Here is a 12,626-nt window from a genome sequence, read left to right as displayed (position 1 = left end):
GATGGGATTGCGGAACGCCGGCCGCGGCGGCGATGGTTCTGACCCTCTCAGCCCAGTCGTCGACCCCACATAGGGTTTTGTGCAAAACCTGCAAATGGGTCACCTCGGTCCTAATGGTCCGGCGGGCTGTGCGGTGCACATTGTTCGAATACAACATCGTCTCGTCCGGTTGCAGAATCGTTGATATGGCATCCTGCCGGCCTGCCTCACCGTTTCCTGGAACACCCGGCCCCGCAGGACGACCGAAAGCCGGGTTGCCTGCCCGCATCCGCCCCGTTATGTATACGCGCCTTCTCGCCCGTGCGCCCCCGCTTTTCGCATTTCATCGAGTTGGCTTGTATCCAGAGCCTTCTTGTAGAGAGCCTTAGGAACGCACACCCGTCATGAGCCGGCTTGTGATGAAATTTGGCGGCACCTCCGTCGCCAATCTCGACCGTATCCGCAACGTCGCGCGGCATGTCAAACGCGAGGTCGATGCCGGCCACGACGTCGCGGTGGTGGTGTCGGCGATGTCGGGCAAAACCAACGAGCTGGTGGCATGGTGCAGGGACGCTTCGTCGATGCACGACGCGCGCGAATACGACGCCGTGGTGGCATCCGGCGAGCAGATCACCTCGGGGCTTTTGGCGATCGCGCTACAGGCGCTCGGCATTCAGGCACGCTCATGGCAGGGATGGCAGATCCCGATTCAGACCAGCGACGCCCACGCCTCGGCCCGCATTCTTGAAATCGACGGCAGTGAACTGGTCAACCGCTTCACGGAGCGCAAAGAGGTTGCCGTGATCGCCGGTTTTCAGGGAATCAGCCCGCAGACCGGCCGGATCACCACGCTTGGCCGCGGTGGCTCCGATACCTCGGCGGTGGCGATCGCCGCCGCCATCCGCGCCGACCGCTGCGACATCTACACCGATGTCGACGGCGTCTATACCACCGATCCACGGGTGGTCCCGAAAGCGCGCAGGCTCGACAGGATCGCGTTCGAGGACATGCTGGAACTGGCATCGCAGGGCGCCAAGGTGCTGCAGGTTCGTTCCGTGGAACTCGGCATGACCCAGAACATGCCGATTTTCGTCCGCTCCAGTTTCGACAAGCCGGAGGACATCGACCCCCATGGCACGCCGCCGGGTACGCTGATCTGCGGCGAGGAGGAAATCATGGAAAGCCACGTCGTCACCGGCATCGCCTTCTCCAAGGACGAAGCCCAGATTTCAGTGCGTCAGATCGAGGACAAGCCGGGCGTCGCCGCCTCGATCTTTGTCCCGCTTGCCGATGCCAATATCAACGTCGACATGATCGTCCAGAACGTCTCAGAGGATGGCAAGACCACCGACCTGACGTTCACGGTGCCTGCCTCCGACTATGCCCGCGCCAAGGAGACCATCACCGGCGCCAGGGACAAGATCGGTTATGCGCGCCTCGACAGCGCCACCGACGTCGCGAAGATCTCGGTAATCGGGTCCGGCATGCGTAGCCATGCTGGCGTCGCGGCGCAGGCGTTTAAGGCGCTGTCGGACAAGGGCATCAATATCCGCGCCATCACGACTTCGGAGATCAAGTTCTCGTTGCTGATCGATACCGCCTATACCGAACTCGCGGTACGGACCCTGCATACGCTCTACGGGCTCGATCGGACCTAAAACGAGCGCTTGCAGCCACTCCATCGTCCTCGGCTGGGCCGGCGCGGCGCGGTCCCGGCGAAGCCCATTGTAGCGCGAACGCCGTTGCCGTTTTTCGGACCTTGTGCTCCTCAACGGCAGGCGTTTTGCTTGGCAAAATGGACGTCGATTGGCTATACGGCGAATGACATGGCCGTTGCGGCCGGGGTAACGACTTCAGACAATCGCGCTGCGCTTCTGACGCGGAATGTCGTTTTTTAGGCTAATCCAAAACTGGCTCGCAGGGGAAGGACCGGGATATGCGGAGCGCGTCGAGCGGCCCCCGCGTCTTGTTGAGACGGCTCCGCGAGGTCATGGCGGAGCGGGTCAGCGCGCAAGAGCGTCTCGACAAGGTCGTGGTGCTGATCGCCGCCAATATGGTGGCGGAAGTATGCTCGACCTATGTGCTGCGCGTCGATAACACGTTGGAACTCTACGCGACTGAAGGCCTCAATCGCGATGCCGTGCATCGCACCGTTCTGACCGCGCACGAAGGCCTCGTCGGCCTGGTCGCAAGCGAAGCAACGCCACTGAACCTGTCGGACGCACGCAGTCATCCGGCATTCTCGTTCCACCCTGAAACCGGCGAAGAAATCTACAATTCGTTCCTCGGCGTGCCGATCCTGCGCTCGGGCAACACGCTTGGCGTGCTTGTGGTGCAGAATCGCGCCAAGCGCACTTATGTCGAAGAAGAGGTCGAAGCGCTTCAGACTACGGCGATGGTGCTCGCCGAGATGATCGCTTCCGGCGAACTGGCTGCCCTCGCGCAGCCCGGCCTTGAGCCCGCCACCCGCCACACGATCCACCAGGTTGGCGCGATCCTGTCCGATGGCATCGCGCTGGGCCATGTTGTGTTGCACGAACCGCGCGTCGTCATCACCAACTACATCGCCGACGATGTGCCAAGGGAAATCCGGCGGCTGGATACGGCGCTCTCCAAGCTGCGCGCCGATCTCGACCACCTGCTGGAGCGCGGCGACGTTGCTGACGGCGGCGAGCATCGCGAGGTGCTTGAGGCTTACCGGATGTTCGCCAACGACCATGGCTGGTCGCACAGGCTGCAGGAAGCGGTCGCAACCGGCTTGACGGCCGAGGCCGCTGTTGAGCGTGTGCAATCGGACACCCGCGCGCGAATGTTGCGCTCGACCGACCCTTATCTGCGTGATCGCCTTCATGACCTCGAGGATCTCGGCCACCGCTTGATGCGACAGCTGGTCGGGCAAGATCACGCGCCTTCCCGCGAGCAGCTCCCCGATAACGCGATCCTGATCGCGCGCGCCATGGGACCGGCAGCCCTGCTGGATTATGACCGCAAGCGGCTGCGCGGACTGGTGCTGGAGGAAGGCACGGCGACCTCACACGTTGCCATCGTCGCGCGCGCGCTGGGCATCCCCGCCGTCGGCGAGGTGCCAAACGCGGTCGGAATCGCCGATCCCGGCGACGCCATCATCGTCGACGGCACCTCTGGTTCGATTTACCTGCGGCCGTCGGCGGAAATCGAATCGGCCTACGCGGAGCGCGTGCGCTTTCGCGCCCGGCGGCAGGCGCAGTACATCGCCTTGCGCGACAAACCCTGCGTCACCAAGGACGGCGAGCCGATCGATCTCATGATCAATGCGGGCCTTGTGATCGACCTTCCTCATATCGAGGACACCAATTGTTCTGGCATCGGACTGTTCCGGACCGAACTCCAATTCATGATCGGACAGAGCCTGCCGCGCGCAAGCGAGCAGCTTGCACTGTACCGCACGGTGCTGGACGCCGCCGGCGACAAGCCGGTGACGTTCCGCACCCTCGACATCGGCGGCGACAAGGCGCTTCCCTATATGGAAGCCGCAGTTGAGGAAAATCCTGCGCTCGGCTGGCGCGCGATCAGGCTCGGGCTCGATCGTCCCGGCCTGCTGCGCGGCCAAATTCGCGCGCTGCTGCGCGCCGGAGGCGGTCGCGCGTTGCGCATCATGTTCCCGATGATCTCGGAAGTCGCCGAATTCGATCAGGCCAAAGCCATCGTCGAGCGCGAACTTACCTATCTTCGCCAGCATGGCCACACGCTACCGGAACGGGTGGACGTCGGCACCATGGTCGAAGTCCCCGCGCTGTTGTACCAGCTCGACGAATTGCTTGCGAAAGCCGATTTCGTCTCCGTTGGATCGAACGACCTGTTTCAATTCATGTTTGCAGTCGATCGCGGAAACAGCAAGGTGTCGAACCGCTTCGACACGCTCTCCTCCCCGATCCTGCGTGCGCTGCACGACATCGTGGTCAAGGCCCGGGCCGCGGGGAAAAGCGCTTCGCTATGCGGGGAAATGGCATCGCAACCGCTGGGCGCGCTGGCTCTGATCGCGCTCGGCTACCGCTCGCTCTCGCTCTCGGCCACTGCACACGGTCCCGTCAAGGCCATGATACTCGATCTCGATACAAAAAAGGCGGAGGCCGCCATCATGCCGCTGCTCGAAGCGCCCTCCGGCAGCATTTCGATCCGCGACAAGCTCAAGAACTTTGCCGACGCCGAGGGGCTGTCGCTGTGACCTTTTTTTCGGTGATCGTCTCCCGAACCGGGACGTCGTTTTCCCTCCCCCCTCGCGGAAGAGCGTGCATGGGCGGCCAATGGCCGCCGTCACAGAACACACCGATGCTTTGGATCGGCCATGGTGAAGCGAGGGCGGGAAAAGCGAATTTGCCTGTCACGTACGAAAGCTTTCTCACCCGGCACGGACGTGGTCCGCGTCATCCTCTCCCGCAAGGGAAGGGGGAAAGAGGCCACTTCTGACAATGCTGCCCGAAGCCAAACTCGACCTCCTGCTGGTTCGCCACGCCGCGCTCGAAAACGAGCTGCTGAGCCAGGTCAGTGCTGACAGATACGTCCAGATGACGCGCGAATTGGCGGAACTCAATCCCATCGTGGATGCCGTCAGGAACTGGCGCGCTGTCACGACCGAGATTGCAGGAATCGACGCGATGATCGCCGATCCCGCCACGGACGCTGAGATGCGTGCGATGGCGGAGGCCGAGCGCCCCGCGCTGGAGGCGCGCAACAACGAACTTATGCAGAGTATCCGAGTAGCACTGCTGCCAAAGGACGCGATGGACGAACGCAACGTCATGCTCGAAGTCCGCGCTGGCACTGGCGGCGACGAGGCCTCATTGTTCGCTGGCGATTTGTTTCGAATGTACGAGCGCTTCGCAGCCCTGCTGGGATGGAAGGTGGAGGTGATCTCCGCAAGCGAGGGCACCATGGGCGGCTACAAGGAAATCGTCGCTCAGGTGCAGGGACGCGGCGCCTACGCCAAGATGAAATTCGAATCCGGCGTGCATCGCGTGCAGCGCGTGCCGGATACCGAAGCGCAGGGACGTGTCCATACCTCAGCGGCCACGGTGGCGGTGCTGCCCGAAGCCGAAGAGGTCGATGTGGAGATCAAGCCCGATGATCTGCGAATCGAGACCATGCGCGCGCAGGGCGCGGGCGGCCAGCACGTTAACAAGACGGAATCGGCGATCCGCATCACCCACATCCCGACTGGTATCGTCGTCAACATGCAGGACAGCCGTTCACAGCACAAAAATCGCGCGTCGGCGATGAACATCCTGCGTTCCCGCATCTACGACGCCGAGCGGCAGCGCATCAATGCCGCGCGCTCGGCCGACCGCAAGGATCAAGTTGGATCGGGCGATCGTTCCGAGCGCATCCGCACCTACAATTTTCCGCAAGGCCGCGTCACGGACCACCGCATCAACCTGACGCTTTACAAGCTACCGCAGGTGATCGCCGGCGACGCGCTGCACGAATTGATCGATGCGTTGACCACAGAGCATCAGGCCGCGCAGCTGGCAGCCGAAGGTGGCCGGTGAACATTCCCCTATCGCGACGCGGCGTCTTTATTTCCGTCTTCCCTGGCGGGAGAGGGAAAAAGCGATCACATGACCGCTTCGTTTGCCACTGAGACGATAGAGTCCGCGCGGCGGATGCTGACGGCACGCTTGGCGGCCGCGGGGATCGACAGTGCCGCGCTCGAAGCCCGCACACTCACCGGCGAAGTGCTGGGCCTCGATCTTACTGGACTGATCGCGCAAGGCTTGCGGAGACTCAACGAGGATGACGCGGCGCGCCTCGATGCTTTTGCGCAACGTCGGCTTGCGGGCGAGCCCTTGGCGCGCATTCTGGGAACGAAGGAGTTCTGGGGACTGCCGCTGAAGTTGTCGGCGGACACGCTGGTACCTCGGGCCGACACTGAAACCGTGGTCGAGGCCGCGCTCGACGTTCTCCGCGCTGAAGGCCGGATCCAAGCTATGCTCCGCATCGCGGACCTTGGCACCGGCAGCGGTGCGATCCTGCTCGCATTACTGACCGAACTGCCGGCTGCCACCGGCGTCGGGACCGACCTGAGCGCCGCGGCACTCGACACGGCCAGAGCCAATACGCAAGGCGTCGGCCTCACGACGCGCGCGCAATTCCTGGTCAGCGATTATGGGGACGGTCTGTCAGGCCCATTCGACCTGATTGTCTCGAACCCGCCCTACATCCCATCGGCCGACATCGCGATGCTGTCGCCGGAGGTACGCGACCACGATCCGCATCTCGCACTGGACGGCGGCCGCGACGGGCTTGATGCCTATCGCCGGATCGCGCCGCAGGCGGCGTCGCTGCTGGCGACCGACGGCCTCCTGGTGTTGGAGATCGGGCAAGGTCAGGACAGCGCCGTCAGCCGGCTCGCGACCGCGGCGGGGTTGGCGGTCATGGAATCAGCAAGGGTTGATCTCGCGGGTATCGGCCGCGCCATCGTGGCCCGCAAGATTGCCCTTAGAAAGCCCGATTGAGCCATAAAAAACCACTTGGAATATCCCCCGGGAACGATTACGTTTCATGCACAATCATCGGTCCCGGGTTGGCCCCGCAGCTTTGCTGCTGGTGAGCCTTAGAGTTCTCGGACGAAAACCGGCCCGAGTGAACGGTTCCTAAAGGCAGGTCATATCGAGCGCGATGGCCGAGAGCTGCGCCGCTTGCGACCGCGAAGCGAACGAAAGCCTGAATACTGCGCTTGAACACTCACGCGAGAAAACCTGAGTTTGAAGTCTCTGGCTGAATGATCTGGCCGTGCTGGCGCCATGCGCCTGCCGGCGACCCGGGAACGCGTCTTTGCTATGGAGATGAGTGGCGGCCGATACGCGCTTTGCGTAGGCCACGTCGAGGGGCGGGAAATCGCACCAAAACGACAGGGCAATACCCAAATACCCAAGCGAAAACTTCAAAGCTGGAACTTCAAGGCTGATAACTGAAGGCGGGACATGAGAAACGGTCAGAATAACAACAAGCGGATGCGTAACCGGAACAATAATAATAATAACAATAACAACCGGCGCGGCCAGAACCCGATGACACGGGTTTTCGAATCCAACGGCCCCGACATCAAGATCCGCGGCACCGCCTCTCACGTCGCCGAAAAATACGTCCAACTCGCCCGCGACGCTCGCTCATCCGGCGATCCCGTGGCCGCCGAAAACTACTATCAACATGCGGAGCATTATTTCCGCCTGATCGCCGCAGCGCAGGAACAGTTTCGCCAAAGCCAGCCGCAGCAACAGCCGCGAACCGACGTTGATGTCACGGATGAAGCAGGTGACGACGACAGCGAAAACTTCTCGAATTTTGGAGCGGAGCCCGGCTTCGTTCCGGTTCAGCAACCGCGTGACAATCATCAGCGCGAGGCGCAGCCCTACCAGCGCGATCAGCAGCAGCCCCGAGAATACCGTCAGCCGCGGCCGGCGATGGAGCCTGCCGACAATGGCGGCGTCGATCGCCTCCCGTCGTTCATTACGGGATCTCAGCCGCAGGTGAATGGCGGCCGGTTCGAAGGCAACGGCCATCAGGGCGGCGAGCGCAGCGACCGCTTCCCGCCACGCCGTCGCCGACGTCCGCATGGCCCGCGTTCGGACGGCATGGTGCAGCCGCCGGCTCCGAGCGAGGACTTCAATCCCGGAAACGAATAGCGATTCACCTCACCTCTTCTGGGCGGGTGAACCACTCGGATCACGATCGGATATATCACTCCTCGGCGTTACACGAGGACGGCGCGAGCGTTGGCTGCAACACCGGGATCAGACGGCTGTGCTCCCGTTTCGCGGCAATGGGCCGGTAAACTTGCTTGGTCGCCTCAACGATGTGAACGCCGGCAAACGGCAGCGACAGTGCCGCGCCGATGCGCTCCCACGCCGCGGCCGAGCGCAGGAACCAGTTGCCATTGATCGGCGGGACGAATAGCGCCTCGCCCCAGGCGGACGGCGTGAACCATGTCTGCCGCAGCAGGTGAGTGATCTGCGAGCGCGAATAAGGCTGACCGTGGCCGAACGGCGTTGTATCGGTACGGGTCCAGATACCCCGGCGATTGGGAACGATCACCATCATTCGGCCGGACGGCGAAAGAATTCGCCACACCTCGCGCAGGAGACTTTCCGGATCGTCCGACACTTCCAGCGCATGAACCAGCAAGATCCGGTCTGCGACCGCATCCTGCAGCGGTAACGAAAATTCATCGACCAGGGTCGCCAGCGCCGGCCGCGCCGTCGGCCATTTCAAGACGCCCTGGGCCGCCGGCATCAAGGCGATACAGCGCTCGCACTCCTCGCGGAACAGACCGAGGTAAGGAGTGGGATAGCCAAGGCCGACCACGCACTGCCCCTCCAAACTCGGCCAGTGCGCATGAATGGCGCGATTGATCAACCGCCGGGCCACCATGCCGAGACGTTGCGCGTAGAAATCACGAAGGTCGATGACGTCGATCGCCATGTACACATCTACCATGTTGCCGGCAGGCCGGGCACCCCCGCCCTGCCGATTTGTGCAATCGTAAACTGCCGTTAACGGCTTGTTTCCCCACGCAATTGCCTATGCTATAGCGTTTCCGAGCGAGCATGTCTTCGGGATCGACCTGAGGATGTCTACGGATCCCGCAAGATCAAGATAACGTGTCAAAACAAAAGCTCGAGCGGCTCGATCCCCTCAAAGTCGGAATAATTCTAGTCTGGCTTCCCCGGAGTTCGCGTCATTTTCCCCGCAAGTCCAACGAGCGAACTCCGCGGCCGGGACACTCGCGCCGACCTCTCGGACTCACGGAGACGACATGACCGCCGACATCCGCCTGTTCACCTGCCTCACCGATAATTTCGGCGCGCTGATTCACGACCCCGCAACTGATGCGACCGCCGCGATCGACGCGCCGGACGCCGAACCGATCATCCAGGCGCTGGATCGCGAGGGCTGGATGCTGACCGATATTCTGGTCACCCATCATCACAGCGATCATGTCGGCGGCATCACGAAACTGAAACAGAAATACAACTGCCGGGTCGTGGCACCGCATGACAGGGGCGCCGGAATCGCCAACGTCGATCTGCGAGTCGGCCAGGGCGACATCGTCAAGGTCGGAACGCTGCTGGGACGCGTGCTGGAAACGCCCGGTCACACGCTGGACCATATCAGTTACGTGTTCGACGACGAGAAGGTGGTCTTCGCCGCCGATACCCTGTTCTCGATCGGCTGTGGCCGGGTTTTCGAGGGCACCTATCCAATGATGTGGGACTCGCTTTTGAAGTTGCGCGCGCTGCCCGACGATTTCCGGCTCTATTGCGGCCACGAATACACCGCATCAAACGTGAAATTCGCACTGACCATCGAGCCGAATAATCCGGTTCTCAAGGCCCGCGCCGAGGAGGTCACGCGGCTGCGCGCCGAGGGCAAGCCGACGGTGCCGACCCTGATGGGCGAGGAGAAGAAGGCCAATGTGTTCCTGCGCGCCGACGATCCTGCGGTGGCGGCAGGCGTGCACATGAAGGGGGCCAGCGGGGCCGACGTGTTTACCGAGTTGCGCGAACGCAAGAACAAGTCGTGAGCGCATGATGTTCATGCCCGCGCCGGGCCGACACCACCAGCTAAAATAACGTGCGCTGTCGCATCGCGGCCGACAGCGTCCCTTCATCGAGATAATCGAGTTCACCCCCCACGGGAACGCCGTGGGCGAGCCGCGTGACCTTCACGTTGGCGTCGCCAAGCAGATCGGTGATGTAATGCGCTGTGGTCTGGCCGTCGACGGTCGCGTTCAGCGCCAGGACGATTTCCGCTACACGCGGATCATGCGCCCGCGACACCAGCGCATCGATCGTCAGATCCTGTGGACCGACGCCATCGAGCGGTGACAGCGTCGCTCCCAGCACGTGATAGAATCCGTTGGTGGCGCCGGCGCGCTCCAGCGCCCAGAGGTCCGCCACATCGGCAACCACGACGATGATAGACGGATCGCGCCGGGCATCCGTGCATACCGTGCAGGGGCTGCGGGTGTCGATGTTACCGCAGGTTTCGCAGACCCGGATCCTGTCGATTGCAACCTGCAGCGCACCTGCCAGAGGCGCCATCAACGCCTCGCGTTTCTTGATCAGATGCAACGCCGCCCGCCGCGCCGAGCGCGGCCCAAGCCCCGGCAGCCGCGCAAGCAACTGGATCAAACGATCGATCTCAGGTCCGGTGACGGCGGTCGGCATCTCTTAGGGTTTCCGAATCCGAAATTCGCCAAAGTGCATTGCGCCCATTCGCGAATTTCGATTCGAAGGACACTAGCGCCTTTTTCGCTTCTGACCGAATCAGAAACATGGCTCTGTGATTGATCTGACGCGTCTTCTTCACGCGCACCTGAGTGGCCCGATTCCAACATTCGCATCGTGCGACCGATCACGAGAACCCCAGGCCGGGCGGCAGACCAAGCCCGCCGGTCAATGCCTGCATCTTCTCCTGCATTGCGACCTCCGCCTTGCGGCGCGCATCGCCAAGCGCGGTCACGACAAGATCTTCGAGAATTTCACGTTCGTCCGGCTTGATCAGAGACGGATCGATCGAGATCCCCTTGACATCCATCTTGGCGGTCATCCGCACAGTGACAAGACCACCGCCGGACGAGCCCTCGACCTCAATGTGGTCGAGCTCGTCCTGCATCGCCTTCATCTTGGATTGGAATTGAGCCGCCTGCTTCATCATGCCGAGAAAATCAGCCATCAAAAAATTCCTTTCTTGCTGGAGCCTTTCCGCTTCCTGGAACCAGAAGCGGATAAGCCCTAATCGTTGCTGTCGAGATCGTCGGCCGGCTCGTCAGGAACGGCATCGGAATCCGGCGACGACAAAGCGAACTTGCGCACCTCGACCACTTTGGCGCCGGGAAAACGCGCCAGCACATCCTGCACGCGCGGGTCGGCCTCAGCGGCACGCTCCCGCTCGTTTTTTTGCAGCAACGCCTGGGAGCGCAATGTCGGCTGGCCCGGCTCGTTGGAAACGATCACCGTCCAGCGCCGGCCTGTCCACTGTTCCAGCTTGCGCGAAAGATCGTTCACCAGCGTGCGCGCCGCACTGCGCTCCAGCGCGATCTCAAGCCGGCCGTCCTCCATCCGGACTAACCGCATGTCGGCCTCGAGCGCCGCCTTGATAATCAAGTCGCGTTTTTCGCCGGCGAGCGCCACGAGTTCGGTAAAGCTTTCGATGGCCGTCGCGGGACTCGCATCCGCTCTATCGGCCACCGGCGCGATGGCTTGCGGGCGAGCCGGTTCTGCTGCGGCACGCGGCGACAATGAACGCGCAGCCGACGATCGGGCGGATGACACCGATCCTGAGCTCGATCTGGGCGGCGCGGCATTGTTCGGGACAACTGGCGATTCGCCGCCATTGCGATCCAGCAGCCGGATCGCCTCATCGGGCGGCGGAAGGTCCGCGACATAGGCGATGCGCACCAGCACCATCTCGGCCGCGGCCGCCGGCCGCGTCGCGCCCTGAACTTCTGCGATCCCTTTCAGCAGCATCTGCCACATCCGCGACAACACGCGCATCGACAGTTTCACGGCAAAATCGCGAGCGCGCAGACGCTCCGTTTCCCCGAATGAGACATTGTCGGCGATCGCCGGAACGATCTTGACGCGGGTTACAAAGTTGACGAACTCGGCCAGATCGCTGAGCACCACGACCGGATCGGCGCCGGTATCGTACTGGTCGCGAAACTCGCCGAATGCGCTCGCGATGTCGCCTCGCGCCAGTGCCTCGAACAGATCGATGACCCGCGTACGGTCAGCAAGCCCCAGCATTTGCCGTACAGCATCGGCCCGAACCACGCCAGCCGCATGGGCGATGGCCTGATCGAACAGCGACAGGGAATCGCGCACCGAGCCTTCGGCCGCCCTCGCCATGATGCCGAGCGCCTCCGGCTCCACCTCGACGTTCTCTTTCGCCGCGATGTTGGCGAGGTGCGTCATCAGCACCTCGGCTTCGACACGTCGGAGATCAAACCGCTGGCAGCGCGACAGCACCGTCACCGGAACCTTCCGGATCTCGGTGGTCGCGAACACGAATTTCGCGTGCTCCGGCGGCTCCTCCAGCGTCTTCAGGAACGCATTGAAGGCCGCCGTCGAAAGCATGTGAACTTCGTCGATGATATAGACCTTGTAGCGAGCGCTCGACGGCGCATAGCGCACGCTGTCGTTGATCTGCCTGACGTCATCGACGCCGGTATGAGAGGCCGCGTCCATCTCCAGCACATCGATATGCCGGCTTTCCATAATGGCCCGACAATGAACGCCGAGTTGCGGCATCCGAATCGTCGGTCCTTGCACCGAGCCGTCCGCAAGCTCGTAGTTCAGTGCGCGGGCAAGAATACGCGCGGTGGTGGTTTTTCCCACGCCGCGCACGCCGGTCAGGATCCAGGCCTGCGGAATCCGCCCCGTTTCGAACGCATTGGACACCGTGCGCACCAGCGCCTCCTGTCCGATGAGGTCGTCAAAGCTGGAGGGGCGGTATTTGCGCGCCAGCACCCGGTACTGCGCGCTCGTTTCCGACGGCATCACGCCGAGGTCGAGGCCGGTTTGACCGGCGGCGTCATCGGGGAGCGTTGAGGGATGGCCAGCATCGGTCATTGAGCGATCCGCAATTTTCTCTCTCGAAGCCGGCTT

10 protein-coding genes are annotated in these 12,626 nt (G+C 62.6%); 6 read left to right on the top strand and 4 right to left on the bottom strand.

Translation table 11 applies throughout. The features are described from left to right. Positions 1-383 precede the first annotated feature (383 nt). From ACM561_RS02120 to ACM561_RS02100, 5 genes are all read left to right on the top strand, one after another. Positions 384-1,637, top strand: a complete 1,254-nt coding sequence (locus ACM561_RS02120; protein ID WP_425907689.1) for an aspartate kinase — start codon at positions 384-386, stop codon at positions 1,635-1,637. Between the two features lie 278 nt (positions 1,638-1,915). Beyond that, positions 1,916-4,183 carry a phosphoenolpyruvate--protein phosphotransferase gene (gene ptsP / locus ACM561_RS02115; protein ID WP_425907687.1) on the top strand — a complete coding sequence of 756 codons (2,268 nt, stop codon included), beginning with the start codon at positions 1,916-1,918 and terminating at the stop codon, positions 4,181-4,183. A 244-nt stretch (positions 4,184-4,427) separates the two neighbouring features. Further along, entirely contained in the window at positions 4,428-5,504 is a 1,077-nt protein-coding gene (gene prfA / locus ACM561_RS02110; RefSeq protein ID WP_173815890.1) for a peptide chain release factor 1, read from the top strand. Between the two features lie 69 nt (positions 5,505-5,573). Further along, positions 5,574-6,470, top strand: coding sequence for a peptide chain release factor N(5)-glutamine methyltransferase (gene prmC / locus ACM561_RS02105; protein ID WP_425907685.1), 897 nt, complete (start codon positions 5,574-5,576; stop codon positions 6,468-6,470). A 468-nt stretch (positions 6,471-6,938) separates the two neighbouring features. After that, positions 6,939-7,640, top strand: a complete 702-nt coding sequence (locus ACM561_RS02100) for a DUF4167 domain-containing protein (protein ID WP_425907684.1) — start codon at positions 6,939-6,941, stop codon at positions 7,638-7,640. A gap of 55 nt (positions 7,641-7,695) precedes the next feature. Here ACM561_RS02100 and ACM561_RS02095 read toward each other — a convergent pair whose 3' ends face one another. Beyond that, positions 7,696-8,436, bottom strand: coding sequence for a methyltransferase domain-containing protein (locus tag ACM561_RS02095; protein WP_425907682.1), 741 nt, complete (start codon positions 8,434-8,436; stop codon positions 7,696-7,698). A 334-nt stretch (positions 8,437-8,770) separates the two neighbouring features. On the opposite strand from ACM561_RS02095, the gene gloB reads away from it, so the two are divergent. Then, on the top strand, positions 8,771-9,538 hold the full coding sequence (gene gloB, locus ACM561_RS02090) for a hydroxyacylglutathione hydrolase (RefSeq protein ID WP_425907681.1): 768 nt from the start codon (positions 8,771-8,773) through the stop codon (positions 9,536-9,538). Positions 9,539-9,578: 40 nt separating this feature from the next. On the opposite strand, the gene recR is transcribed toward gloB, so the two are convergent. From recR to ACM561_RS02075, 3 genes are all read right to left on the bottom strand, one after another. After that, positions 9,579-10,184 carry a recombination mediator RecR gene (gene recR, locus ACM561_RS02085; protein ID WP_425907679.1) on the bottom strand — a complete coding sequence of 202 codons (606 nt, stop codon included), beginning with the start codon at positions 10,182-10,184 and terminating at the stop codon, positions 9,579-9,581. A 187-nt stretch (positions 10,185-10,371) separates the two neighbouring features. Continuing rightward, a complete protein-coding gene (locus tag ACM561_RS02080; protein ID WP_425907677.1) occupies positions 10,372-10,692 on the bottom strand; it encodes a YbaB/EbfC family nucleoid-associated protein in 321 nt (106 codons plus the stop codon). Between the two features lie 59 nt (positions 10,693-10,751). Continuing rightward, the gene (locus tag ACM561_RS02075; RefSeq protein ID WP_425907676.1) at positions 10,752-12,590 is read right to left on the bottom strand and encodes a DNA polymerase III subunit gamma/tau; all 1,839 of its coding nucleotides are present in this window, start codon (positions 12,588-12,590) and stop codon (positions 10,752-10,754) included. Between the last annotated feature and the right edge of the window lie 36 nt (positions 12,591-12,626).

The organism is Nitrobacter sp. TKz-YC02 (assembly GCF_049852135.1).
GTDB classification, from domain to species: domain Bacteria; phylum Pseudomonadota; class Alphaproteobacteria; order Rhizobiales; family Xanthobacteraceae; genus Nitrobacter; species Nitrobacter vulgaris.
The sequence above is the reverse complement of the archived record's forward strand: the minus strand, read 5'-3'. Positions and strand labels throughout refer to the sequence as shown.